The 24,568-nt window shown below is 68.5% G+C and carries 25 protein-coding genes and 4 pseudogenes; 17 read left to right on the forward strand and 12 right to left on the reverse strand.

Annotated elements, in window-relative coordinates; all coding sequences use genetic code 11:
• The first annotated feature begins 186 nt into the window (after positions 1–186).
• From ACFYXK_RS20470 to ACFYXK_RS20480, 3 genes are all read left to right on the forward strand, one after another.
• Positions 187–831: an MBL fold metallo-hydrolase gene (locus tag ACFYXK_RS20470; RefSeq protein ID WP_389412398.1), complete on the forward strand. Its 645-nt coding sequence runs from the start codon at positions 187–189 to the stop codon at positions 829–831.
• A gap of 157 nt (positions 832–988) precedes the next feature.
• The gene (locus tag ACFYXK_RS20475; protein ID WP_389412399.1) at positions 989–1,384 is read left to right on the forward strand and encodes a VOC family protein; all 396 of its coding nucleotides are present in this window, start codon (positions 989–991) and stop codon (positions 1,382–1,384) included.
• Between the two features lie 229 nt (positions 1,385–1,613).
• Positions 1,614–2,411, forward strand: a complete 798-nt coding sequence (locus ACFYXK_RS20480; RefSeq protein WP_389412400.1) for an ATP-grasp domain-containing protein — start codon at positions 1,614–1,616, stop codon at positions 2,409–2,411.
• A gap of 154 nt (positions 2,412–2,565) precedes the next feature.
• Here the strand turns inward: ACFYXK_RS20480 and ACFYXK_RS20485 are convergent, their stop codons facing one another.
• The 3 genes from ACFYXK_RS20485 to ACFYXK_RS20495 form a co-directional block, all read right to left on the reverse strand.
• Positions 2,566–3,420 carry an NmrA family NAD(P)-binding protein gene (locus ACFYXK_RS20485; RefSeq protein ID WP_389412401.1) on the reverse strand — a complete coding sequence of 285 codons (855 nt, stop codon included), beginning with the start codon at positions 3,418–3,420 and terminating at the stop codon, positions 2,566–2,568.
• Between the two features lie 120 nt (positions 3,421–3,540).
• Positions 3,541–4,014 (reverse strand): hypothetical protein, encoded by a 474-nt coding sequence (locus ACFYXK_RS20490; protein WP_389412402.1) that lies wholly within the window; start codon positions 4,012–4,014, stop codon positions 3,541–3,543.
• Positions 4,015–4,163: 149 nt separating this feature from the next.
• Entirely contained in the window at positions 4,164–4,682 is a 519-nt protein-coding gene (locus tag ACFYXK_RS20495; RefSeq protein WP_389412403.1) for a MarR family winged helix-turn-helix transcriptional regulator, read from the reverse strand.
• 393 nt (positions 4,683–5,075) lie between these two features.
• Between ACFYXK_RS20495 and ACFYXK_RS20500 the strand changes: the two genes are divergently transcribed.
• The 5 genes from ACFYXK_RS20500 to ACFYXK_RS20520 all read left to right on the forward strand — a co-directional run bounded on the left by ACFYXK_RS20500 (position 5,076) and on the right by ACFYXK_RS20520 (position 8,900).
• Positions 5,076–5,408 (forward strand): transposase domain-containing protein, encoded by a 333-nt coding sequence (locus tag ACFYXK_RS20500; RefSeq protein ID WP_389412404.1) that lies wholly within the window; start codon positions 5,076–5,078, stop codon positions 5,406–5,408.
• Positions 5,409–5,419: 11 nt separating this feature from the next.
• Positions 5,420–5,785, forward strand: coding sequence for an SAM-dependent methyltransferase (locus tag ACFYXK_RS20505; RefSeq protein ID WP_389412405.1), 366 nt, complete (start codon positions 5,420–5,422; stop codon positions 5,783–5,785).
• Positions 5,786–6,029: 244 nt separating this feature from the next.
• Positions 6,030–6,224, forward strand: a complete 195-nt coding sequence (locus tag ACFYXK_RS20510) for a hypothetical protein (RefSeq protein WP_389412406.1) — start codon at positions 6,030–6,032, stop codon at positions 6,222–6,224.
• A 500-nt stretch (positions 6,225–6,724) separates the two neighbouring features.
• Positions 6,725–7,342, forward strand: a complete 618-nt coding sequence (locus ACFYXK_RS20515) for a hypothetical protein (RefSeq protein WP_389412407.1) — start codon at positions 6,725–6,727, stop codon at positions 7,340–7,342.
• 34 nt (positions 7,343–7,376) lie between these two features.
• Entirely contained in the window at positions 7,377–8,900 is a 1,524-nt protein-coding gene (locus ACFYXK_RS20520) for a hypothetical protein (protein ID WP_389412408.1), read from the forward strand.
• A gap of 40 nt (positions 8,901–8,940) precedes the next feature.
• Here ACFYXK_RS20520 and ACFYXK_RS20525 read toward each other — a convergent pair whose 3' ends face one another.
• Positions 8,941–10,203, reverse strand: coding sequence for an MOSC domain-containing protein (locus tag ACFYXK_RS20525; RefSeq protein WP_389412409.1), 1,263 nt, complete (start codon positions 10,201–10,203; stop codon positions 8,941–8,943).
• Between ACFYXK_RS20525 and ACFYXK_RS20530 the strand changes: the two genes are divergently transcribed.
• Positions 10,160–10,921: an RICIN domain-containing protein gene (locus tag ACFYXK_RS20530; RefSeq protein ID WP_389412410.1), complete on the forward strand. Its 762-nt coding sequence runs from the start codon at positions 10,160–10,162 to the stop codon at positions 10,919–10,921. The genes ACFYXK_RS20525 and ACFYXK_RS20530 overlap by 44 nt on opposite strands.
• A gap of 117 nt (positions 10,922–11,038) precedes the next feature.
• On the forward strand, positions 11,039–11,395 hold the full coding sequence (locus ACFYXK_RS20535) for a hypothetical protein (RefSeq protein ID WP_389412411.1): 357 nt from the start codon (positions 11,039–11,041) through the stop codon (positions 11,393–11,395).
• Here the strand turns inward: ACFYXK_RS20535 and ACFYXK_RS20540 are convergent.
• Together ACFYXK_RS20540 and ACFYXK_RS20545 are read right to left on the reverse strand one after the other, a co-directional pair.
• The gene (locus ACFYXK_RS20540; protein WP_389412412.1) at positions 11,361–12,149 is read right to left on the reverse strand and encodes an IS5 family transposase; all 789 of its coding nucleotides are present in this window, start codon (positions 12,147–12,149) and stop codon (positions 11,361–11,363) included. The genes ACFYXK_RS20535 and ACFYXK_RS20540 overlap by 35 nt on opposite strands.
• A 280-nt stretch (positions 12,150–12,429) precedes the next feature.
• Positions 12,430–12,852 carry a hypothetical protein gene (locus ACFYXK_RS20545; RefSeq protein ID WP_389412413.1) on the reverse strand — a complete coding sequence of 141 codons (423 nt, stop codon included), beginning with the start codon at positions 12,850–12,852 and terminating at the stop codon, positions 12,430–12,432.
• 251 nt (positions 12,853–13,103) lie between these two features.
• On the opposite strand from ACFYXK_RS20545, the pseudogene ACFYXK_RS20550 reads away from it, so the two are divergent.
• A pseudogene (locus ACFYXK_RS20550) lies at positions 13,104–14,549 on the forward strand (NF041680 family putative transposase).
• Positions 14,550–14,631: 82 nt separating this feature from the next.
• On the opposite strand, the gene ACFYXK_RS20555 reads toward ACFYXK_RS20550, so the two are convergent.
• Positions 14,632–15,402 (reverse strand): transposase family protein, encoded by a 771-nt coding sequence (locus tag ACFYXK_RS20555; protein ID WP_389412414.1) that lies wholly within the window; start codon positions 15,400–15,402, stop codon positions 14,632–14,634.
• A gap of 158 nt (positions 15,403–15,560) precedes the next feature.
• Between ACFYXK_RS20555 and ACFYXK_RS20560 the strand changes: the two genes are divergently transcribed.
• The 5 genes and pseudogenes from ACFYXK_RS20560 to ACFYXK_RS20580 all read left to right on the forward strand — a co-directional run bounded on the left by ACFYXK_RS20560 (position 15,561) and on the right by ACFYXK_RS20580 (position 18,744).
• Entirely contained in the window at positions 15,561–16,067 is a 507-nt protein-coding gene (locus ACFYXK_RS20560; protein WP_389412415.1) for a DinB family protein, read from the forward strand.
• A 23-nt stretch (positions 16,068–16,090) separates the two neighbouring features.
• A complete protein-coding gene (locus ACFYXK_RS20565) occupies positions 16,091–16,330 on the forward strand; it encodes a hypothetical protein (protein WP_389412416.1) in 240 nt (79 codons plus the stop codon).
• Between the two features lie 223 nt (positions 16,331–16,553).
• Positions 16,554–16,758 (forward strand): annotated as a pseudogene (locus ACFYXK_RS20570) (aldo/keto reductase); the annotation flags it as partial.
• A gap of 455 nt (positions 16,759–17,213) precedes the next feature.
• The gene (locus ACFYXK_RS20575; RefSeq protein WP_389412417.1) at positions 17,214–17,780 is read left to right on the forward strand and encodes a hypothetical protein; all 567 of its coding nucleotides are present in this window, start codon (positions 17,214–17,216) and stop codon (positions 17,778–17,780) included.
• Positions 17,781–18,303: 523 nt separating this feature from the next.
• Positions 18,304–18,744 (forward strand): cupin domain-containing protein, encoded by a 441-nt coding sequence (locus ACFYXK_RS20580; protein WP_389412418.1) that lies wholly within the window; start codon positions 18,304–18,306, stop codon positions 18,742–18,744.
• 303 nt (positions 18,745–19,047) lie between these two features.
• Here the strand turns inward: ACFYXK_RS20580 and ACFYXK_RS20585 are convergent, their stop codons facing one another.
• Entirely contained in the window at positions 19,048–19,173 is a 126-nt protein-coding gene (locus ACFYXK_RS20585) for a hypothetical protein (RefSeq protein ID WP_389412419.1), read from the reverse strand.
• A gap of 663 nt (positions 19,174–19,836) precedes the next feature.
• Positions 19,837–19,959 carry a hypothetical protein gene (locus tag ACFYXK_RS20590; RefSeq protein WP_389412420.1) on the reverse strand — a complete coding sequence of 41 codons (123 nt, stop codon included), beginning with the start codon at positions 19,957–19,959 and terminating at the stop codon, positions 19,837–19,839.
• A gap of 76 nt (positions 19,960–20,035) precedes the next feature.
• On the opposite strand from ACFYXK_RS20590, the pseudogene ACFYXK_RS20595 reads away from it, so the two are divergent.
• Positions 20,036–20,617, forward strand: a pseudogene (locus ACFYXK_RS20595) (transposase); the annotation flags it as partial.
• A gap of 21 nt (positions 20,618–20,638) precedes the next feature.
• Here the strand turns inward: ACFYXK_RS20595 and ACFYXK_RS20600 are convergent.
• The 3 genes and pseudogenes from ACFYXK_RS20600 to ACFYXK_RS20610 all read right to left on the reverse strand — a co-directional run.
• Entirely contained in the window at positions 20,639–21,079 is a 441-nt protein-coding gene (locus ACFYXK_RS20600; protein ID WP_389412421.1) for a phage tail protein, read from the reverse strand.
• A 2,323-nt stretch (positions 21,080–23,402) separates the two neighbouring features.
• On the reverse strand, positions 23,403–23,864 hold the full coding sequence (locus ACFYXK_RS20605) for a hypothetical protein (RefSeq protein ID WP_389412422.1): 462 nt from the start codon (positions 23,862–23,864) through the stop codon (positions 23,403–23,405).
• A 117-nt stretch (positions 23,865–23,981) separates the two neighbouring features.
• Positions 23,982–24,281: pseudogene (locus ACFYXK_RS20610) on the reverse strand (helicase); the annotation flags it as partial.
• Positions 24,282–24,568 lie beyond the last annotated feature (287 nt).

The following is a 24,568-nucleotide window of genomic DNA, read 5'->3' on the forward strand; positions in this document are numbered from 1 at the left end:
CCCATCAACCAAACTGTACACCTTGGCTACATTGTTCGCTTGGTGCCGCGGGAGTGGCCGCCAGCCCCTGCCGTAGCGAAGAGCGGGGGCGTGGGGTCGAGTCACGGCCGACGCTACGGCGCGCCATCTACAACCATGTTGTACAGTTTGGTTGTAGATATTCGGGCGGCTCGGAAAGGACCCTCTGTGAAGCTCACCAAGCACTCCCATGCCTGCATCACACTCGAGAAGGACGGCACCCGCCTGGTCATCGACCCCGGCACCCTCACCCCGGACGCGGCAGAAGCCGTCACCCAGGCTCATGCCGTCCTGGTCACCCACGACCACTTCGACCACTTCGACGAAGAGCTCGTCGCCGCGGCTCTCGAAGCCCAGCCCGGGCTGCAGGTCTACGGCACAGCCGCGGTCGCAGCCGCCCTCGGCAGCCACGACGGCCGCGTCCACGCCGTCGCCGCGGGCGACACCTTCAGCGTCGGTTCCATCACCGCCACCGTCCACGGCCACCGCCACGCGCTGATCCACGCCGACATCCCGCGCCCCGACAACATCGGCTACCTCCTCGACAACGGAGCCGTCTACCACCCCGGCGACGCCTACTTCGCGCCCGACGCTCCCGTACGCACCCTCCTGCTGCCGACCAGCGGCCCATGGACAAAGCTCGGCGAAGCCGCCGACTACGTCCGCACCGTCAAGCCCGAGCGCATCATCCAGATCCACGAACTCATGCTCAGTGACCTCGGCCAGCACTCCACCGCCAGCCTCCTCGGCGAGAAGGGCCTGACCGGCACCCCGATCGACCGCCTCGAGCCCGGCACCACCGTCGAGCTGTAAGACAGCATCTGGTCCCCGTAGTTGGTATGTGGGGATGCTCTTGTGACTAGGCTGTTTCCTCTGGATCAAGCCCGTCCGGTGTTCCTGTTCAAAAAGATCTCGGATCTGCCGGGCGGGCGGCCTACTCTGAGCCCGGTTCGTACTACCTGGGAGAGCTATGACAAGTAGGTTCACCGAGCTGACCATCGACTGCCACGACCCGGAGCGGCTCGCCACCTTCTGGTGCGAGGTCCTGGACTTCAAGGTGATCGACCGGGGCGAGGACAGCGTCGAGATCGGCTCCTGGGTGCCGACCATCGAGGATGTCCAGGCCCGTCAGATGCCGCCCACCCTGATGTTCGTCCGGGTGCCGGAGGGCAAGGCCGTGAAGAACCGGCTGCACCTCGACGTCAGCCCGATCGACGCCAGCACCGAGGACGAGGTGACCAGGCTGCTCGCCCTCGGCGCCACCAGGGTGGACGTGGGCCAGGGACCGGGCCGGAGCTGGGTGGTCATGGCCGACCCCGAGGGCAACGAATTCGACGTCGTGCGCTCCCTGGCCCCGCGGGACTAGGCGTTCCTTGCAGATCCTCGCCGGACTCCACCTCGCTGGATGTTTCGTCTGCCGTCAAGGAGAGCACCAGGATCCGGTCGGCACTGCCTACCGTGCCCAGTCCATGCCGAGGTGAGCGCGGGCGGCGATGTCGCCGGGCAGTGAAACTGCGCAGTCGTCACACTTATGAGCTGGCGCCCGTCTTGGAGAGCGTGTTCGCCCGGTGGCGGGGTTCGTTAGGCTTACTGGGATGGAAGCCCGCACCCTGCCCGTTCTTCTGCTGTCCGCGCCGCGCACCTCGACCGCTGAACTCATCGCGCAGGCAGCGGCGTGGCGCGGCTACGACGTGGCCGAGCGGGCGGAGCTCGCCGTCGGGCGCCGGGCGTACTGGTACGGAGGCCCCCTCGCGGCAGCACGCCTCGTGGGCCCCTTGGGCCTTGGGCTGCTCGAACCGGCCGACGACTGGCTGACGCACCTACCGCACTCTCTCCTGCGGCGCTCCGTACGGCTTACCACCCTCGCCGAGGCCCGGACTCTGCGGGAGCGGGCCTTCGTGAAGCCGCCCTCGGCCAAGATCGATCTGCTGCCCGCCGCCGTATACGAGGACGGGACGGCACTGCCGGGCGGGCTCGACGGCTTCACACCGGTCCTGGTGAGCGGGGTGGTCGAGTTCACCGCCGAGTACCGGTTGTTCGTCCTCGACGGCGAAGTCGTCACCGGAAGCCGGTACGCCGTCCACGGACACCTCGACCCGGCGCCGCTGGACGCCGACAGCCGTGCCTTCGGCCGCACCGTCCTCGAAGCCACGGCCGCCGGTCTGCCCAGCGCGGTGTGCCTGGACATCGGCCGGCTCGCCGACGGAGGCTGGGCGGTCGTCGAGGCCAACATGCCCTGGTTCGCGCACTGCTACGCCGCCGAACCGGACCGAGTCCTCGACGTGGTACTCCGTGCCGCCGGCCCGATCGGCGCGGTCGCCGCGCGGGACCGGCCGCACCTGAGCAGGTCATCCGTCCCTGCGGCCCACGCTCCCTGCGCTGCGCCGGAGTAGGCGACCAGTAGCCGCCGGAATGCCCGCCAGCCACACACGATGCATCTGCGACCGCGGCGGTCTGGATGTGGGACCTGGTCCAGCCCGACCGTGAGCTCCAAGCTGACGATCAGCCGACCTCTGGTCGCTCACAGCCCGGCGTTGCCGGGTTGCCTTACCGGCGGAAGTGGGCGTGGTGTTCGTGCAGGAAGGCGTCGAGGGTGCGGGGCGGGCGGCCGAGGATGTCGTTGACGGTGGTGGTGGGGGTTTCGGGTCGGGCAATGGCGAGTTGCTGGATCTCCGTCACGTGGTCGGCGAGCCAGGTGGGCATGTGGGCGTTGTGGACGAGGTCGTCGTGCAGTTCGTCCGGGGTGAGGTTGACGTAGTCGACCTGATTGCCGGTCAGGGTGGTCAGTCGTGAGGCCAGTTCGGGGTAGGAGACGGCTTCGGGTCCGGTCAGGGTGTAGGTGCCGCGGGCGATGTCGGGCCTGGTGAGGGTGGCGGCAGCGACGTCGCCGATGTCGCGGGCGTCGATGTAGTTGCAGGGCGCGTTGCCCGTCGTGCCGAGGATGACGCCCTGGGTGACGGTGGGGGCCAGGCGCAGGAGGTTCTGCATGAAGGCGTAGGGGCGCAGGATGGTGTGGGCGAGGCCGCTGGCGCGCAGGTGTTCCTCGACGGCGTGGTGTCCGCGAGAGATGGCGACCGGCGAGTCGGGTTCGGCGGCGGGTGCGGAGATCTTGACGATGTGTCCGATGCCGGTGTGGGCGGCGATGTCGATGACGCGGGTTTCGAGTTCGACCTGTGCGGGACTGTTGGCCATGGCGAGGAAGAGTTGGCCGGCGCCCTTGAAGGCGGTGCGCAGGGAGTGGGGGTCGGTGGCGTCGGCGTACTGAACCTCGACGGGCGGTTGGTGTGAGCCGGTCATGCCGGGGATCGGCCTGTGCGGGGTACGGGTCAGTGCGCGGACGGGTGCGCCGAGTGCGCGGAGGCTGTGGAGCAGGGCGTTCCCGGTCGCTCCGGTCGCTCCCATGACAACGATCATCGTGTGCTCATTCCCTTTGACTTGGTGACTTCCCGGCGGCGGTTGCTGCCGGTGTGGCTCGGTCGGGCTTGGGCGCGTGGGGGCGGGTGGCCCCGGTGCCGGGGTGGGCTACGCCGGGGATGCTGTGGCGGTGCTGCGCCAGCGCAGGGTGACGATGGTGGTGGCGAGGGCTGCGGAGACGGGCAGGTCGATGCGCAGGCGCTCCAGCCACGGGGTGGCGGGTATCGGGGTGTGGGCGGGCAGCCATTGGGCGGTGAACCATCCCAGCAGGACCGCCGCGCCGGCGGCGGCGATGACGAGTGCGGCGGTCAGGGCGACGCGCGGCGCGGTGGTGGTCCACCGTCGGGGCTGCCCGCCGTGCCGCAGCCAGGTGCCGACGAGGAAGGCCACCACGGCGGATGTGCCGGCGATGGAGGTGAAGGCGGCCACGGCCAAGTCCTGCTGCTCGGTGACGGCTCCGGCGGTACCTGCCATCAGCGCGGGGGCGGCGTAGGCGGTCAGTACCTCGCGCCACAGCGTGAACGGTCGGGATGGCCGGGAGGCTGCCTGGTTTCGGCTGGTTGTGTCCTTCGTTGCGGGCATGCTGGCCTCTTTCTCGTTCGTGTGAGGGGAGCGAAGGCGCGTGGCGGGGGCGGCAAGCCTGCACCGCCCCAATATAATTAGGTGGCTAACTATTACCTCGGAAAAAGAGCCCCTACCCGGAGGGAGGGGCAAACCAGTAGGGAGTCGGGTCAGTCGACGGCCAGAGCCGCACTGCCCCGCACGACGCGGGCGAGCAGATCCAGGAACACCGCACGCTCCTCGAAGGAAAGCCCGCCCACCATCGCCTCGAGCCGCCCGAAATGCTCGGGCGCCATGTCGCGCAAACGCTGCGCTCCGCGTGCGGTCAGGATGGCCACCGTGCCCCGGCCGTCCTCCGTGGACGGGCGGCGGGCGATCAGGCCCTCGCGCTCAAGCCCGTCCAGTAGGCCGGTGATCGTGGCCCTGGAGACATTGAGGTCGGCTGCAAGGCGCGAGGGGGATTTCTCCCCGCCGTGGTCTTCGAGGTCGGCGAGCAGGCGGTAGCGACCCGTCGACAGGCCGAACCTGGCAAAGTGCGCCTCGGCCGCCCGGCCGACCCTCGCGCCCGCCGAGATCAGCCGCACCGCGACCAGCACCGCCTGCGGATCGACCTCCAGGCCATAGTGCTCGACCTGCCGCCGGGCCTGGTCCAGCGTGGGCGCCTCGCCGTCGATGCCGTCTCTCGTCATGCAAGTAATATGGCGGCTAATCACTTGGGCTGTCAAGGCACCCCCGCCTTCGGGCGGGGCAGGGCCAGCTGGGCTGGGCCTGGAGGCGTCCGCGGAGGTCGATCTCGTCGGAGGTGAACGGGTCCCCGGGCCGCCAGATGTGGACGGGCTTGGGCCGGAGCGCCAGGCCGGCGCCTGCCGCGGCACCTTCGGTCTCGGCGAGCGCCTGGTGGAGCGAGGCGACCGAGAGGTCTTGCCCCAAGGCCGGGTGGTTGGTGTTTTCGCAGGTCACGCAAGCCCGTTGAAGGATTCCTGACGTGGAGCAACGGAGCTCGTTGGTACGGGCAGTCGTCCAAGACAGCCTGTATCCGAGGAGCCCTGTCGCCGTCTCATCAGGTCCCGCCGGCCCCCGCGATGGCCATCACCCATACGGTCACCGTGGCGGCAGGCCGGTTCGCGCCCGGGCATCTGGGTGAGCTGACTGCCGGCGTGCCGTACGAGCCGGTCGACGCGGTCCTGGCGGAGACGCGGTCAGTGCAGCTACGGCTGCGTGATCTCCCCTCGAGGGTCGGGCTCTATTTCCTGCTTGCGATGTGTCTCTTCCCCGAGGCCGGCTACCGGCTGGAGTGGGACAGGCTGACGGCGGGGCTGTTCGGGCTGCCGGTGGCCTGTCCGACGCCGAAGGCCCTGCGCAACCGGTCCCGGCTTGGGCGCTGGCGGCACCGGCGTTGGCCGGAATCCCGGTGACCCAGCGGGGCATGGCCCAGGAAGTGACCATCGTGTCCGGGCACGTACCCCCCGACCATGCCGCAGGCCTCGTCGACTGGTCAGCCCTCGGCCGCCTCAAGGGCACGCTCGTGATCCTCATGGGCGTCACCCACGTCGCCACGAGCAGCGAGCTGCTGATCCAAGCCGGCCGGGACGCCGCCACACCCGTACTCGTCGTCCAGGACGCGGCCACCCGCTTCCAGCGCGTACTGTGCTCCACCCTTGCCGACATCGCCCAGGACTGCGCTGCCCACGAAATCGCACCGCCCGCCGTATTCGTCATCGGCCCGACCGCAGGCCTGGAGGTACCGCACACACCAGCCATGGCCGAAGCCCGGCACCCGCTGATGCCGTGAGAGAAGCTGCGAGGCCGGCCATCCTCACCGAGAGCGATTTCACCCGGCAGTGGCAGCGGCTGCCCGCAGGCCGCAGGCCGCAGGCCCAAGGGCCGGCGCGATACGGGCGCTTGCTCGCCGGTACGGGGTGCGCGGCATCCGGTTGGAGGCTGATCGTTTATCCGGTGAATCCGGCCGCCCAGTCGGGTGAGTTGATGTCCCGAAGCCTGTCGCCGGGAGGAGCGGGCCGTTAGACATCAGGTTTGTGATCAAGAAGCTGCTGCAGCGCGGTCTTCTCGCGCTCGCCCTCGCCTGCCTGCCCGTCCTCTCCTCCGTGCCTGCCGCGCACGCTGACGCCCGGCCGCCGGCTGTCCCGGGGACGCCTGGCGTGGGGGCGCCGAAGCCTCTGTTCGAGGTGATCGACATGATCCCGGCAGCGGCCGAGGAAGGGGAGGGCTGAGTATCCCCGGTGACCAATGATCGCCCGCAGTCCGGCGCCGGTACCGCCTTGGTCAAAGTCTGCCTCGCCGGAGCCGGCATTGTGTTCTTCGTTCTGGCCCTCGTTCTTCCCGCTCGCTGGGCCTACGTCCCCGGGGCCGTCCTCCTGGCCGTTTCTGTCTTCGTCGGCCGCCGTCCCAGACGCCGTACCTGACGCTGCACAGGCCGATTCGGCCGTGGCGAGCGACGAGCCGAATCCCGCGCCGCCACCGCGGGCTTACCGGTAACCCGCGTTCGCGCACGATCTGGTGCCGGCCGTCGGCGGAGGCCAGGAACCGATGCCCTGCACAGCCGACGCCGGAGCCGCCACCGTCTTCCGCCCCCTGGAGCGCAGCCAGCGACTCGAGCTCCGCCCGGGTCGGATCAACCAACCCCGCGCCTTTGCGTGGGGCTCCCCTGCCGGAGGCTTCCGCCTTCCGAGTGGGCCCCTGCACGGCCGCCTCTTTCATCAAGGAGTTCTTCATGCCCACCGCGACCGTGGACCTGCCCCTGAGTTTCGATGTCCCGGAGGTCTTCAGGGACATCGATTTCGCCCTCTCCGCGAAGGACAACACCGACAAGCTCGTCGACGAACTCATCTCGCTCGACCCGCGTCCGACCGATGAGCAGATCGCGCATGCCGTCCTGGCCCAGCAGTCGATGTACGAGATGCTCTCGGCTGCCGGAGCCGTCTACGCGGGGATCCTTCTCTACGGCCCGACGAAGGAGAACCCGAAGGCGAAGTTCAGCTCGATCATGCTGACGGTCACCGCCCGCCCCAGCGAGCTCTCCAACGAGAACACGGTGGGGCGCCTGGCCCGCACGATGGGCGCGATCTACCCGGAGGCCGAGGTCGGCGTGGTTCACATGACCACGGGGCCGGCCGTGCTCCTGACGGAGGAGACCAAGGTACCCAAGCCCGTCAACCTGCTGACCGACGACACGAAGGCGACCACCGTGCGCCAGCTGCACGTCTTCGTCCCCATCCCGGGCCGGCTCGCGATGGCCGACTTCTCCATCGCCACCGAGAACACCGCCGAATGGGACACCTGCATCGACATCGTCGGCCAGGTCTGCAAGTCCATCAGGTTCACCGACTGACCCCCACCCCCTTACCACCCGGAGGACTGATCACATGGCGGTTCTGTACACGATTGCCGACGGCAATGGCCTCTTCCCGATGGACAACCTCGGCTACGCGGCGGGTGGTGACGACCAGATCGTCGCCGCCGTCCACTCCAAGCTCAACCAGTTCACCCGCGACGAGAGCATCTCGATGAAGGTCTGGGGCTGGAAGGCGGATGCTCTGCGTGAAGAGGACCGTTACCGGATCAGCGAGCTGATCCGCATGTACCTCTACCAGGAAGACCGCATCCTCGCCGCGCTCAAGCGCCTGGACGGGGACCTCGCCGCCATGTGGAAATCCTCCACGGAGGCGAAGAAGCGGATCAAGGCGTTCACCGACTCTCTGGCTGAAGGTGCCTGGCAAAGGCACCAGGTGATGCACGACCAGTGGCAGAAAGAGCGGGAGGCGGCCAGGGCTGAGGCCGAAGCCGATCACCCCGGCCTCGGAGCCTTGCTCGGATCCGGCCTCGGCGGCGGCAGCCTGCCCGAGGTGCCATCCATGCCCGCCACGCGCGGTGCCGGAGGTGCCATGACTGCGGATGGCGAAGTGCTCGACGGCATCGAGTACGCCATGTGCCCGGGATCCGCGCCGATCATCGACCTGTACGACCCTGAGGTCGCCCGCAGTATCGGCTACGTTGCCTCGCTGGCCCGGGGCGGGATGTCCTTCAGCTGCGAGTACTGGCGGCTGACCGACAACTCCTACGACGCCAAGCGCATCCCGGACGCCGACCTGCGTGATCTCGTCGACCTCGTCCTCGCGGTCCAGGCCGAGTACCAGCTGCAGTCCCTGCTGCTGGACCGCGAGTTCGACCGGGTCATCGACACCCGGGGGCAGGAGTTCGAGTACCTGCTGGCAAAGGCCGCCGCCGAGGCCGCTGCCGCCGAGGGCAGCAGCTTCTGGGGGATCTTCGGCGATGTCCTGGGCATCGTCTCAGCAGTGGCCGGGGTCCTCGCGATGATCCCGGTCCTGACCCCCCTCGCCGGGCCGATCGCCCTCGTCGCGGCCGCCGGCTCACTCGCTGCCCACACCGTGGACGCGGCGATCAAGGGAGACTGGGACGCCGAAACGATCGCCGGACTCGCCACCGACGTACTCGGTGCTCTGCCGGTGATCGGCGCGGTCGGCAAGGCGGCGAAGGCCGGGAAACTCGCCATGAAGACGGTCGGCAAGGTGAGTGTGGCCGCCCGCTCCGGTGGCCGGGCCTTCCTCGCCGCGGCGGGCTCCGCCACCGCCGACGCCGGGAAGATCTCCAGCTACCTGGGCACCAAGGGCGCCAAGTTCGTCGGCGCCAGCGCCACGAAGGGCATCCTCGCCGGCAAGGTGATCCAGGGCTCCGCCAGCCTGGTCACCCAGGTGCCCACCGTGCTGAAGCTGGCCTCCGGGACGGAAGCCGGCGGGAACACGGCCACCGCCGTCGACTTCACCCAGGGCATGGCCGACAACGCCGGCGACTGGGTCGAGATGGGCTCCCGCCTCGCCAAGAAGGGCGGCGGCATCTCCCTTTCCCGATTCGCCGCCGCGTTCGCCTAGGACCCCCAAAGTCCGATCGTGCGGCCGCCTCGGGACCGGGTCATCCGTTCCGGGTCCGGGCCGGGTGAACCCCGCGGACGAGGAGGGGCTGCGCCCTGACCTCGATCTCGTTATGGCCGGGTTGCGTGTCAGCTACGTTGCACGAGTGCCATCGGGCGCGAGGGGCCTTGGACGGCCGCCACGTCACGTGCCCTGGCGGTCCGCTGCGTGGGCTGGGTGGCTGGTTTGTGTCAGGCCGGTGGCAGCGGGGTGTGCAGTCCGGCGGGCAGCTCGGCGCGGATACCCGCGCCGGGCTGGAGGGTGCCGCCGGTGACGACGGTGGCCTGCCGCCCGCCCGCCGGACGATGTCTCCGCCGGTGTCCCGGTGGAGGAGTTGCTTGAGGAGGCGGGGGCGGATCTCGTTGATGCGTTTGCAGGGGTCACACAGGCCGGTGAGGCGGACGGCGGTCTTCTCGCCGAGGTGCAGGAGCGTCCCGGCCGGCAGTGCGTGCAGGTCGAGGCCGCGGGTGAGGATGTTCTCCCCGAACTCCCCGAACTCCCCGGCCTCGAGGGCGTATCCGGCGGCTGCGACGTCGTCGAGGAGTTCGGCGGGCAGCAGGGACCCAGCACGATTCTCGCCGGCCGCGCGACATGCGGCCTGCGGCCGATTCTCCCAGCCGTGCCCCGCAGGCCAGGGGCCTGTCCGGGATGCGGGATCCGGCCCGCCGCGCCTCCCGCCGACGGCCGCGCATAGGGGCCACCACCTCATACGCCCCGGCCGGTCTGCGCTCGCGCCCGCGACCTGTCGGCGGCAGGCGGCCGGGGCCTGGGCCGGCGGCGACATTCGGGCTGGTGGTGGCCTGAAGGTCGCTGTGGTGCCGGTGGCAGTTCCCTGCCTGTGAACGCCTGAGCAAGGAGCCGGTCTGGTATTCGCCGTTCTTGCGTGATGCCTCCGCCAGCACGACGGCGAGTGTCCAGGCATGTCGCTCCTGGTGCGAGGCTGTTGAGATACACCACGGGGCCCGACATGCGTGGATGCGTCCGCGGCCCGCCCTCCGCGCACGGCCACCCAGCACCCACGCCCACCGAACCGCCGCGGCCACCCGGGGATGCCTGGGCACCGCGTCCAGGTCCTGCCGGCGGTCATCCACGTCTCGTACTCCGCCGACGTAGAGCCCACGGACGACCACTGACTCGGAGACAGCCCACCATGGGAAACGACGCCAGCCCCCCAGACCTGTCGAGTTGCGAGCTGACATGGGCCCCATACGGTGGAAGTGGTGGGCCCTTCCTTCTTCCAGGGAGGAAAGCCGACAGGTCTCATTCCACCCAGGGTGCGTCGATTCACGCTGGTTGTTTGCCTCGGTAGTATTTTTCGGTCGACCAATCCCTCTTGCGCATCCTGGCACTTCTACGTCGAACGCCTGGTGCTGGTTGCAATGAGCCGAAGAACCCTTATTGGTTTGCCTCTTAGTGTTTCGCTACTTGGCCTGGTATTTGCGCCTTTTGGTGCCTCGGCAGGGGATTGCGACATCTTCCCGGGCGGGATCTGTCCGCCGTTTTCGGAGCCGCGGCGATCGCCGGACTTCGGTGACGGATGGTGGAACATCCAGAGCGCGTTCACTCAAGATCTGGTCGTGAATGCGCCTTTCGAGTACGGCCGAGTCTTCCTTGAGCCCGATCGTAATGCGGAGTATCAGCAGTTCCGCTTCCTGCCCAGTGCAGGTGGTCAGTTCCAGATCCAGGTGCGCAGCACGGATCTGTGCCTGGAAGGAAGCGACCACTGGAAAGACGGACAGGCGATCGTTCACACAAATGAGTGTGCAGAGGAGGGCCCGCAGTTCTGGAGGATCGAACCCCACCCGGAAGGGTTCGGATTCAGGATCAGGCGGTCAACTGGTGCGCTCCGATGCCTCGACGCGCATAACCCGAGTCTAACCGCGCCATCGAAAGGAACCTATTTGCAGGAATGGTCCTGTCATGCGAGGGAGAACCAGGCCTGGAAATTTATTGACGCGACCCCTGTACAAGGCGTCCGCTAACAGTGTGGGCGGCGGCCGGGTGATGCGAGCGTGCTGCTCGGCAGCGGGTGGAGGTCCTGCAGACCGAGCTCCAGGAGGCGGAAGCCGCGTGGGAGCGGTTCGATCGTCTGCCAGACGGTGGCCGAAGTCCTGGCAGAACCTCTTGTGGGCGAGGAGGCGTCGCTGGCCGGGGTGGCCGGTGAACGGCCTGCGCGGGTCGCCGGGGCGGTGCCCGGCTCGGTGGTTCCCGCATGGAGGGAAGGGCTTGCTCTCGACTCACCGGCCCCGGACTACCAACGGCTCGTGGAAGTCCTGGCGGGGAGCGGGGAGGAGATGGACTGCCGGCAGCTCGCGGCGGACTTGGGTGTGGAGGTGGTCGCGGCGAAGGTGGAGGGAGCGCGGTCGAAGGTGAAGCGCCTGGCCGCGCGGGGCTGGATGGCCGAGGAACGTCCGGGGACGTTCAGCGTGCTCGCCGGGCGAGCCGGCGGCTCATGACCATGCTCATCGACCACCGGATCACCGCCTCGGAGGTGTCGGTGCGGGTCTCGTAGTCGCGGACCAGGCTGCGTGAGTGCATCAGCCATGCGAACGTCCGTTCCGCCAGCCACCTTTTCGGCAGCACCACGAAGCCCGTGGCGTCGTCGATGCGTCTGACCACCGGCAGCGCGATCCACAGGACATCGCGGGCGCGGTCGACCAGGCGTCCGGTGTAGCCGCCGTCGGCCCACACCAGCGAGATGCGCCAGTGCCGCATCCGCAGCCGCTCCAGCAGCGTCCAGCCGGCCTCGCGGTCGGTGACGGATGCGGCGGTGACCATCACGGCCAGCAGAAGCACGAGGGTGTCCACGCCGATGTGCCTCTTGGAGCCGTTCACCTTCTTCCCGCCGTCGAACCCCCGGCTGGCAACCGGCACCGACGCGGCCCCTTTCACCGACTGCGCATCGATGATCCCGGCGGTCGGCTCCGGATCGCGGCCCGACGCTTCGCGGACCCCGTCGCGCAGCCGGTCGTGGAACTCGGCGACCAGGCTCTTGTCCCGCCAGCGCCGGAAGAAGGCGTAGACGCGGTCCCATGCGGGGAAGTCCGCAGGCACTGCTCTCCAGGCAATGCCGCCCGCAACCAGGTAGCGCACCGCGTCGATCAGCTGCCGGTGGCAGTAGCTCTCCGGCTGCCCGCCCCTTCCCTCAAGCCAGGCGGGCACGGGCGCGGGCATCGCGTCGCATACGACTGCCCACTCCGCGTCGGTCATTTCCGAGGGGTACCTCGGACGCCTGGGCGGCCGGTCCCCGGCGTTCCCGAACCGCTGAGCGAGGCAATCGCACGACAGCGGACCGGAGTTGGATGGCAATGTCACGGAGACGGAAGACTGCGGCACCAGGGGCCTCCTGTTGCTCGACTGGATTCGACACCCACGAGCTGTACGGGAGGCCCCACTTTCATGCCCTGCCGACCAGGAGATCGCCCGACCGAGTCGGCAGACTCGAACTCACGATCACCAGCTCGATTAGAGCAACCGCTGGTTAGCGCACTCAGCGCACGAAGTCCGTTACTGTGCCGTGGTTGTCGGGAGCGGTCAGGCCCCAGAGCATCAGTCCCAGGATGATTGCCAGCAGGATCAGCCCCGGCACGTTCTCGGGCCCCCAACCGACGGGCTGCCGAACCGGTGGGTCGGGTGTGGCGTCGTCGCGTGCAGCGTCGGAGTCGGCGCGCTGCCAGGGCGCGACAACGGCCTCACCCCGGGCGATCAGCGCGGCCACGTGGCGTACGTCGGCCGCGTGGTAGGTCGCCTCGTTGGTCAGGTCCGGGGAGGGCGCAGCCGAGGTACGTACGCTGTTGGCCCGCGCCACGGCCGTGATGCTGATCGGCCTGATCTGCGGCCAGATCTCCCGGACTTCGGCCTTCGTCAGCCAGCCTTCGCCGTCCTGATGGTCCTGCTCGTCCGCTGCCCCCATTCGAAGTCCGCCCCCTCGCTCGCCGATCACCCTTGGCTTGATACCCAGACCGCCGAAAGATCACCCGGCCGGGCAGTCACACTCGAACTCACGCCCACCGTGATCGGTATGGCAACGACTTCTAATCTTGATCTTTGACCTCGCCTGTCATCCGACGTGCTGAGATCTACCGTTTCCGGGGGCACGTGACGCGGCCGCCCTCCACGCTTCGTGATGTCGAGTAACGAAGTGTCGAGGAACGGTCGCTGAGGATGAGTTTCCCTGTTGATGTTCCCGCCGTCGAGGCGTTGGGTGTCCTGTCCCGCTTTCGTGTGGAGTTCCACGACTGCCTGTACGCCCGTGCGGATGCGCTCTTCGAGCTCGCTGACGCGGTGCTGTGTGCGGACGGGCCGGTCAAGTCGCTGGCTGAGCTGACGTTGACGGCCGAGCATCGGCGCGGGCACGGAGCGATGTACGACGCTGTCAATCACGGCTGGCTGGAGCCGCGTCGCTTGCGGCGGCTGCTGGCCTCCACGCCGTTGCCGAGGGCTGCCGACGGGCGGATCGTCCTCGCGATCGATGTGAGCAACTGGCTGCGTCCGGACGCTCCTACCAGCCCGGACCTGCTGATCTGCCACGTCTACGGGCGAGGCCGCAGCGCGGACCAGATGATCCCCGGCTGGCCCTACTCCTTTGTCGCAGCCCTGGGAACCGGACGGACCTCGTGGACCGCGGTATTGGACGCCGTCCGTCGGGGCCCGGCCGACGACGCCACCGTGGTGACCGCCTCCCAGCTCCGCGACGTCACCACCCGGCTGCTGCGGGCCGGCCAGTGGAAGCCGGGAGACCAGGACATCCTCGTCGCCCTGGATGCCGGCTACGACGTCACCCGCCTCGCTTACGTCCTGGCCGACCTGCCCGTCGAGCTGGTCGGCCGCCTGCGCTCGGACCGCGTCATGCTCCGCGACGCCGGCCCGTGACGCTCCACCCCACGCGGGGGGCAGCCCCGCAAGCACGGCGGTGTCCTCACGTTCTCCAAACCCGACTCCTGGCACAACCCGGACCACACCACCATCAGCGCCACTTCCCACTCGGCGCGGCCGAGACCCTTGCCTGGGACCGCATGCACCCACGCCTGCAAGCCCGCGGCCCTGGCTCGATCACTGCGGTGAACTCCCCTTGATTTACGGCACGTTGATCCGGCTGGAGGTCTAGCACCTCCCAGGTGACCGCGATCCGAAACCGGTCTGGCCATGGTCCTCGAAGACTGGGATGACGGGCCAGGACATCGACCTGAGATGGCAGGCGTTCCTCCGGCGCTTCGACGTCGAGCACACCTTCCGCCTCTTCAAACAGACTCTCGGCTGGACCGTCCCGAAAGTCCACGACCCGAGCACGGCCGATCTGTGGACCTGGCTGATCATCGCTGCCCACACCCAGCTCCGCCTCGCCCGCCCACTTGCCGAGGACCTCCGACGCCCCTGGGAACGGCCTGCGGAACCCCGCCGACCACTCCCGCCCGGGTCCGCCGCGGGTTCCGGCGCCTCCGCGCGAAGACCACCCAGCCCGCAGGCGTGCCCCAACCATCCCTGCCCGGTCCCGGACGCCCACCCGGATCGAAAAGCCGCAGGCCAACCCTGCGGCACGAGCCTGGGAAGACATTGAAACGAGCAGAGACCCTCACCGAACACGTCCATTTGAAGGAACAGCGAGGTTAAAGATCAAGCTATTGGCCCGTCTAAAGGGTGTTGCACAAGGCCGTGTTTGGGCAGGTCAGAGCGCGTGATCACAGTCTTCTGGTCATGATGCGAGGGCGAGGTTGTGCATGTGGGCGACGGCCCGGACGGCGTGGTGGAGGCCGTCGCCGTGCTGGCGGCAGTCGCGGAGGATCTTGTAGTTCTTCATACGTCCGATCACATGCTCCACCCGGGCACGCACCTTGCGGTGGGCGGCATTGTCCGCTTCTTCGCCTGCCAGCAGGGGCCTGCGCGGGCGTTTGCGGTGCGGCACGACCATCCCGCAATTGAGGTAGGCGCCGTCGCCCAGGACGGTCACGCCCTGGCACTGCTGGGCCAGGCCGGAGGCGCGCCAGGCATGGGCGTCTGCGGTGGTGCCTGGCGCCGGTCGGGCCGTTGCGATCACGAGACGGGTGTCGGCGTCGACGATGACCTGCACGTTCGCGGAGAAGCGGTAGTTGCGGCTGGACGCGCCGAGCTTTCGGTCGCGGACCGGGATCAGGGTGCCGTCAACGATCCACAGCCGGTCTGCGGCGTCGGCCGGACGGGAGACAGGCTCGAGCGCCAACAGCGGCCCGAGACGTTGGATCACCCGGCACACGGTGGACGAGGAAACCCCAAACAGCGAGCCCAGCTGCCGCATGGTCAGATTCGTCCGGTAGTACACCGCGACCAGCAGCACTCGCTCCGCCAGCGGCAGGCGCCACGGCCGACCCTGCATCGTGCCGTTGCCACCACGCTCCCGCACAGTCTTCAGCAACCGCGAAAACTGCGTCGAGCGCAGCCCCGTGAACGTCTCCACCCACATCCGCTCAGCACTCAACACCGCAGCCATACAAGGGAAATGCCCAGTTGCCAGCCTTGTGCAACACCCTTTAAAGGTTGTCCCGCAATTGGTTTCCGACCTCAGCGTTGGTGGGGTGGTTGGGCGCGGGTGTCCGCCCTTCGGACCAGGAGTGGCCTGGGGGAACGCATTCTTGCCATGATCGCCTGGTGAACTATGACCCGCGCATACACCCCTCGAAGGTGGCCGACGACCGTGCGTCGCTCACCTCGTTCCTCGACTACCAGCGGGCCACCCTGGCCATGAAGTGCGCGGGCCTGACCGGCGAACAACTCAAGCAGAAGGCGATTCCGACCTCAGGACTTACGCTCCTGGGCCTGGTGCGCCACGCGGCCTCCGTCGAGCGGAGCTGGTTCCGCTTCATCGTGAACGCCGAGGACGTCAAGACACCTTGGCCCGGCGAGGTCGACGGTACGTTCGCCGAGTTCCACGTCGAGGACGCCGATGTCGGCGAGGCGTTCGGAGTTTGGCGCGAGGAGTGTGCCCGTGCCCGCGCCGTCGCATTTTCCTTCGATTCCCTCGACGACACCGTCGACTTTCGCGGCGAGACCATCTCACTGCGCTACGTCCTCACCCACATGATCGAGGAGTATGCGCGTCACAACGGCCACGCCGACCTGCTGCGCGAAGCGATCGACGGAGCAGTCGGCGAGTAGATACCGGCACCCTGTCCGAGGACGTGCAGCGCTTGGACGTCGCGCTGAACGATGCGGTGGGCACCCTGATTGGGCCGGCGCGGTACGAGGGCGACGAGGCCCGCCCGCTGGCTGTCGTCCACGCCGCGACGCTGCTGAAGTCGATGGCGGACACCTGGCAGGCCGAGGCCGTCCAGGCGGCCCGTACCGACTACTCGTGGGAGGGGATCGCGGGCGCTCTGGGTACCTCGAAGCAGTCCGCGCACGAGCGCTTCAGCCGCTGAGTGGCTGATTGAGAACCTCTGACCGGGCCAGTCGGGCACTCAGCCATCCCGCGTGTGACCCTCTGGGCGACGCTCTACCTCCACGCCGAGCGCGCCCAGTCGGCCAACGATGTGTGCGCCGAGCGATTCCCGGGCGACATGGAGGTGGCGCAGCACGCTCTGCGTTTGGACGGCCAGGTCCTGAGGCAGCGGGTAGATCAACTGGCCGCCGGCTTCGGCGCGGGCTCGTGTCGCCCTGGCCTGGCTGCTCGTCCAGGGCGACGACATCGCGCCCATTCCCGGTAACAAGTGGGTCGCCCGCGTCGAGGAGAACCCCGCTGCCGACGCCATCGAGCTGACCGACGCGCAGGTCGAAAGGCTGAACAACCTCACCCCCGGCCGCTGGCGAGCGCCACGGCGAAGGGAACATGGCCGTCATCGACCGGTGACCGGCCACACCTTGTGACGGTGACGTCCGCAGGCCCGACACCAGTCATGGCCTCTGACCGCTTCTCCGTGGAGGCCCAGCCTGGCGTCCACCCCGAGTGCTTTTGGCGACAGAGCCCCGCCCCGCTCAGGTGACGGCGCGGTGGCCAGCCAGATTGGACGCGGGCCGTCTGTCTGGCGTAGAGATCACGGAAGCGCGGTCAGAACCCCTCGGTTGGCGAGTGAGTACTTCACTTGGCGAGCAGAGAATTGGGCGTCGATCGTTGGCTTTCGTCCCTCAGGACGAGTAACCGAGTGCGTCCGCCAGGAGCAGGGCCAGGTCGACCTCGTTGGCCCAGCGATCCACCACCCGTGCCCGAGCTGTCCAAGGCATGAGCTGGCATGATCTCCGGGTGAGAGACGTTCGCTTGCCCGTATTTCGCGCATCGGTGCAGCTGTGCTGCCGGAGGGGTTGCTGATGGCTTGGTGGTTTCGTCGGCGGTCCGAGCCGGACGAAGAACTGGCCAAACTGACGGTTGCGGCGGAGCTGGGTGACGATGTGGCGATGGGAAACTTGGCGGTGGGCCTGCATGCGAAGGGTGATCGGGAAGGCGCGCTGCACTGGTGGGGTCGGGCATGGGCTGCCGGGAACGTGGTTGCCGGCTTCAACCTGGGCATGCTGCACGCGGTGGCCGGCGACGCGAACCGCGCGCAGGTGATCTGGGAGAAGACCGCAGCGCTCGGCGATCCAGACGCCATGCTGGGCCTCGTCAAGCAGGCACTTGAGCGTGGTGATGCGGCTGGTGTCGAGCGCTGGGCGCCGGTGATCCTTGCACAGGACGAGGCGTTCCCGATCACCGCGCTGGGCGTAGCCTTCTGGGACTGTGGTGACCTGGAGCGCGCCATGCAGGTGCTCCTGCGCGCCGAGGAGCTGGGTGACGGGTACGCGATGGAATACCGAGCGCAGATCTTGGGTGTCTGGGGCCGGCACGGGGAGGCCGATGCGCTGCGAGCTCGGGCTGCGAGGGCCGAGCGGATGCTCTGAGGTGTAGAGCGCGGCGAGCGGGCTCCGGCATCCACCCGACCGAACTGTCCAATGGACGCTCAACTCGCCAATTCAAGCGCTCAGTCACATCGGCGGGCTGCTTGCGGTCGGCCACACCCGCGGTGGCGGGGGAGGCCTTGGTAGGCCGGGTAGGGGCGGGTGGATGGTGACATATTCGGAAGCCGCGAGCAGTGTGGTGAGGACCAGGGGCAGGGGCCGGTGGCGCATGCCGCCAGGGTGCCGCAGCCGGCCCTGGCGCTGGCCCTGACGGCCCCGCCAGCACCTCTTATGGGCGGGGGTGGCGTACGGCCTGAGGCTGGACGGCCATCGGGCGTTCGTGTTCACCGCGGCCGGGCCGGACCGTTCCCTTTTGGCTGCGAGTCGCCAGACAACATCCTGCCGAGTGGGGGAGTGCCGGCACCACTGGGTGCGCTGCCTGGCGAGAATGGTCGTCCATGGCTATGACGAGCGCTAGTTCGGTCACCAGCCCGGAGAGCGCCGTTCCGACCGGAGGCTGCCACTGATGAGTTCGCGTCCCGAGACCGCCCGCACCCTCGACCTGGAACCCCACCCCGAAGGGGGCTGGTACCGCAGGATCTACACCTCGCCCGTCACCGTTGCGCATCCGGCCGGCCGCGGTCAGCGGCCGTCGGCCACCCTGATCCACTTCTTGCTGGCACCGGGGGAACGGTCCCAGTGGCACACGGTGGCCAGCGACGAGATCTGGCTCTGGCGTGACGGCGGCCCCCTCACGCTGTACATCAGCCCGCCCGGGCCGACACCGACCACGGTCACCGAGTACCGCCTGGGATCGCACCGCAGTCCTGGCACCGAGCTGGAGGTGTGCGTTCCCGCAGGCCACTGGCAAAGCGCCTGCCCCGCCGGCGATGAAGAGGTCCTGGTGAGCTGCGTGGTGACACCTGGGTTCGACTTCGCCGACTTCACACTCCTCACACCGACGTAGCGGGACGCAAGACGCCCGTTGCCGGTCCTGGGGTCTGGCGGGTGCTCCAACAGTTGCAGCCACTCGCATGGGCGGGCCCGGACTGCCGGGTGACGCTGTCGCTCTGGCGGCCCGGGCCTTGGGGCCGGTGTGCTGGGCACGGACGCCGCGGATCTGGGCCCCGTGCCTGCGTGATGAGGCGAGCGGCTACCGGCATCGGCGCGTCGCCCATCCGCGACCTCCGGCCCGGTCCGCGGCGCCCGTCGCCGGCCGTTCGTGGGGGCTGTCGTGCCTGCGCCCTGCCAGTTGTCTGCGTGGGCTTGGCTACTTGCGTTGTAGCTGCATTTCGTCGTTGCGGATCCAGTCGTAGTGTCTGCCGCCGGAACCTGATTGCGGGGTCTCGTAGTAGGTGCGGCCCTGCCATTTTGCTGCGCTGCCGGTGAGTTTCACGCACTGGTTCTTGTGCCAGCGTCCGCCCATGTCGGTGAAGCCGGATACTTCGTTCCAGGTCCTGATCCAGCCGGTGAGCTGCCGGTTCGGCTCGCCGTAGATGCGGATGTCGGCTCGCCAGGCACGGGGCGAGGCCCGCCGTGGCTTTGGCGTCGCAGCTGACGTTCTCGGCGATGTCGCGCAGCTGGTCCAGGTCCACGGTGTAGCCCTCCTGGTACCCGCCCGATTCCTTGCGGACCACCGCGTACGCGAACTGCTTGTACACCGCTCCCCGGTCGTTTTTCTTCGCGAGGTTCCAGGACCCGTCCCAGCCCGTGTACCAGCCCGGGGCGAAGCGGTTCTCGTCGATTTCGATGAAGCAGGTGTCCTTGGGGGCGGTGGGCACCGTCCCGCCGGCCCTGCGGAAGCTGCCGTCGGAACGCCGTCCCCCGCTGCCAGGCGTCCGGACGTGACCGCCGAGGACGCATCGTGCTTCAAAGAAGGGACGGCTGCGGCCGCCAACTGAGAGGCGGGCCAACCGGAAGGCTGTCCCATGACCATGACCATGACCATGCCCGTGACGCTCTACTGCTCGCAGTGCCCGGCAGAGACCCCGTCCTCGTACCTGCCTCAGCCGGAGCGCCTGTTCCGGTGTCTGGCGTGTGGGCATCTGCTGGAGGGGCCTTAGCTGCCCAGGCTTCCGGCGACACCGTTGACGACGCCTCCGACGACACCGCCCCAGCCCGGGACGGTGCCGGGGTAGGTCTGGTGGAAGTGGCCGCCCGAGCCGCCACGCCTCCTCGCCAACGCGCCACATCCCGGCCGCCGCCCAGCAGGACGCGCAGGGCCCGGAGGAGCGCGGGATCATCGGGATGGCCCTCGACGTCCTCACCGGCACCCCACCGGAAGCCTCCCCAAGCCCCGGCGGCCTCGTCGTCCACACCGCGGCGTGGGCGGGGGTTGCGACGGTGAGGGCGGCGGCGGTTGCCGTGAAGGCGAGAGCCGAGCTGGCGTCGGCCGGGGAGCGGGGCGGCGCCGCAGGCGCCTCGGTGGGCGGCACGGACCAGCCGCCCGTGCGCGGGGGCCCCGGGCACGGGCGGCGGATGTCCTCGAACGAATCCGGGTGCCGCACCCCAAATGGCGGGCGCCCCCGAAGCTGCCCGGACCGCGTCAGCGCCGACAAGGCGTACAGCTCTCGTCGCAACCGCCGCTATCTGCGAAGACGCTACATCAAGCACACGATTCCCGAGCCGAGGGACCAGCGGGCCAACCGCAGACGCCGCGGGAACAGGGCGGCCACCCCGCCGGCTTTGATGAAGAGCAATACAAGCGACGCAACGAAGTCGAGCGGACCATCAACGAGATCAAGAACTTCCGAGCCGTGGCAACCCGCTGCGAAAAGCGAGCCTACGTCTTTCACGGCACCGCCACGGTCGCCTCGATCCGGCTATGGCTTCGGACTTGATCCGCCGGACGGAAACCATCGCTACTCGACGGTGATGTCTTCGTAGGTGATCGTCACCTGCTCCGTAGCGGTCCCGGAGTTGGCGGCTCCCAGCTGGGGACCCTCCCAGCGAGACGCCCAGGCGTTGCTGAGGTGAATGCGGCGGACGGTCTGCATCTCCGCATCCTTCAACGCGATGGTGATGTTCTGGCGGGCAGCGTCGAGGTCGGCGTTGACCAGGGTGGACTTGATCCAGTCGGTGAACGCGGTGCTCTTATCCATACCGCGGGTGATGGTGATCTCGCCGGTACTGCGCGCCCCCGGCTGCTTGCGAACGATCAGCTCACCGGTCGCCGAGACCTGCCGGGTCTCCACCACGTCCTGCTCCAGCTGGAGTCCCGAGACGTCCTGGACGGTCTCGACCTGGAACTTGCCAAGCTCGATGGCGAATGTATTGCTGCTGAAGCTGTTACCGGTCAGCACGTTGCATGCCCTCCACTGCTCGTGGCTGAAGGGCTGGCGGTGATCGCCGCCAGCCCCGCTTGCATGTGCCTAACGCCACGAGCGTGAGGAGGTCACATGATTCGCCGGACAGGCCCTGGTCGTCAGCAGCTTCCTGGTGGCCTCGATGCGCTCTGCGGCGACACCGTCGTGGTGCCCTCCCTCGATTGGCTCGCCCGTTCCGTACTGGTCCCCCCATTCTTCGAGGGCTTGGAGATGGGGGGAGGTTGATCCAGTACACCCCGCGCAGCAACTGCACGGTGAGCGTGTCGGGCAGGGTGACGCACAGCTTCGCGGTGTATCCGGCGCCTCCCGTAGGGTCCGGTTCCGCCGAGGTTCTGTCCGGCCTGCTGCGCCCCTTGAGGACCGGCTCCTACTCGCGCAGCAGCCCGGGCACGTGCAGTTCGGCGCGGAGGTCGGGGGTGATTAGCAGCGGTGATCTGTTGTGAATGCGCGCAGTGGTGGCACTGGGTGGGCGCCAGCCGGGACGGGACGGCTGTGCCTGCTCAAGTTGCACAGCGGTAGTGATCATGACTGTCATGGGGTGGCCAGGCTGCTGCCGTCAGACGCCAATCGCGCAGGTGGCTGGCTGTCATGGGCGTGCCTGCTCACAGACGGATCGGCTCGAGGTGCGGCGAGTGCATACGATCTCTCGGTTTCGTGTCAGTGGGGTGAGTGACAGCGGGAGTCCTGCTTCGCATGGACTGAGGCGCAGGTCAGGGTGGTGTTCTGCTGTTCGTTCCTGCTGGTCAGGCATGGTTTCGCTCGGGTGAGGGCCGTTGTGACCCGGCAGCTGGCGGACCGTCCCTGCCGTCGGCCTGGAGTGCTCAGAATTACTCCTCGTCGACGGTCTGCTCATCAAGACCCCAACGGTTCCAGTCCACGTCATCCCAGGGGAAGAAGAGGTTACCGTCGTTGTGACCGGCGTTGACGTTGTCAGTGGTGACGTCGCCACCGCCGTGGGGGCCCGGAGGCTGTCATCGCCCTTACGGTCGGTAGCGGCGTCACCGGCGGCGCCACCACCGCCGCCCATGAGGCCATCGTCGCCGTGGTCGGCGGTCTCGTTGGTGACGATGGCCGCGGCCGTGGAGTGGCTCAAGGACGGCACCGCGGCGGATGCCGGAAGGATGACGCCCCCGGAGATCAGCGCGGTCGCGGCGGCGACCATCAGCATGCAGGTACTCCGCCGCCGGGGATCGGTTCCGACCCAGATCGCAGTGCCGGGGCAGCCGGCGCTCCGGCGGGAAAGACATCCTCGCTGGGGGTTCCGCCCCACCGCGCGGCCTCGGGTCGTCCTTGTCCCGGTGAGGCGTGCACGTCCAGTGGGCCTGAGAGGGCCCAGGGGCGTCACGTTCCGACAACTCGGGACTTGACGGAGCGAGGGGCGCCGGTTACGTGTCCGTGGAGCTGCCGCCCGGCACCCGACCGGGAACCCCGTTGGATCGGTCAAGCCCACCGCTCGGGACGACCGTCACGCCGGGCATCTGGCCGACCTCGCCCCTGGCCGCGGCCGCGGCCGGCGCCCTGCGGCTCCTGGCCGACGCGATCCGGCACGGTACCGACCACGACGACGTCTTGGAGGCGCCGAAGCAGGCCGGAAGCGCACGACGCGTTCGCCGGTGTCCTCGACGCCGCCTCCACCGCCGTGACGAACGACCTCGAGGACCAGTTCGAGTTCGACGGCGGTTGCACGCCGAGAACCCCTCCGGCGCCGCCCGCCAGGACCGCGGCGCGTTGCACTGGCTGCAGCCGCCGACCCGCCGAGACCCCGCGCGCCATCACGGCGAGCAGGGCCTCGTCGCTTTCAGTGGCCGCGCTCAGGCCAGGCGCACGGGATCCCGGGCTTCCTCGAGCTTCTCGGCCATGTCCAGCACGATGCTGACGGAGACGCCGCAGAGCATCCCGGGGTCGCGTGGTGGCGCGTGGTTCTCGGTCAGGGGATGAACTTCCTTGCGCGGTCTGTGCTTCGGCCGAAAGGCCGGTGATCGTGGAGGCTCGTACAGGTCAGAACCGGTGGGCAAGCCTGTCAAGCGCGCCGACACCTCTATGTACGCGATAGCCGGACATAGAGGTTGACCCCAGCACATCCGCGCGGGAGCCGACGAAGACCATCTGGCCTGTGTGTACCGCCCATTACGGGCTTGCGCGGGTCAGGGATGAACCCGATCTGATGCAGGGCTGCCCGTCCCGCCTCCTCACACGCGCAAGACGATCGAGAGGCGGACGAAAGGGTGGCTGCCACCGGACTACGGACTGCGCGAGCTTCGCCACCTGCGCTGAGAGCCAGCGAATCTGCAGTGAGTTGTCACTGGCCGCGCGGCTTCCCTGTAGTGTCCGGGTTCTCTGCCCTGTACCAGGGTCGAAGCTGCAGGTATCTCTCTTTCATGGCCGGCCCGAGATGCGCCTGGACGCCGTACCCGGGTTCGCCCTCGTACGGGAGGTCGCAGAGGAACGACGTCACGATGACCTCGATTGCCCCGGGCACGCGACGCTGCGTCTCCTCTTCCAGGAACGCGAGGACCCGGCGCCAGTTGGGACCGTCCGGGTCGCCCTCCGCCAGATACGAGCGCACGGTGTCCTGGACGACGTCCCAGAAGAACACGTGCGGGAGCACTCCGTTGTCGTTGAAGACGTGGCACTCGTAGGAGTCCTCGAACCCGGGCACCTGAGCAACCAGGTCCTCCACGAGCCGCACGCCAGCAGCAGCCTTCTCGGCAGTTCCGCTCGCCTGGTGCTCTTCTCGCTCTTCGTTGTCTTCGGCCGCCATGTGCCGGGACGCTATCTCATCGTGTCAGCACCACCCGCGACCTCTTCCCGCCCTGACTGTGAATGCGCGCAGTGGTGGTTCACGAGGCCCGGTACGTCACCAACGCCCTGCCGAAGGGTTGGCCATGTGCCGCCCTACGGGCACCATCTCGTCGTCCTTGCCCCACACCGCGTCCTGCTGGGGAGCGAGGTGCCCTGTGGCCTGCCGGTACAACCGCAGCGCGGCGAGTTTGGCCTCCCACGCTTCCTCTCCCGGCTCCCAGACCATCCTGGCCTCCGGCGCGTCCAGCAGGGTCTTGCGCCACTCCTTGAGCTCTTCGGCGCGCAGGGCTTTGCGCTGCGGGTGGACCCATCGGCCGAGGGGGAATGCCTTGGTGACGCCGACCTCGGTTTCGGTGTTGTACAGGACTGCGTACAGTTCCGCGCCCTGGCCGACGAGGTCCCCCTGGGCGGTCTGGTCCGCTGACCGTGGCGTGCCACGGAGGCCAACACCGAGTCGTTGACCGGACTACGGAAGGACACGCCGGGCCGGAGCGCATCCCCCGACTGGCCTAGTCGGTAGAGGCACCGGACGGCGCGGGCTGATCCGGCAAGATCCGGAAGAGACGGTCTAGTGTCCTGAGTCTGAGGTTGGTCGTTAGTTCGGTATGAGTCGTCCGGGTCCGAAGATTCCGCCGTTGTCGGTCACTGATGCCCAGCGGGCAG

Source organism: Streptomyces sp. NPDC002209 (genome assembly GCF_042890265.1).
GTDB lineage: Bacteria > Actinomycetota > Actinomycetes > Streptomycetales > Streptomycetaceae > Streptomyces.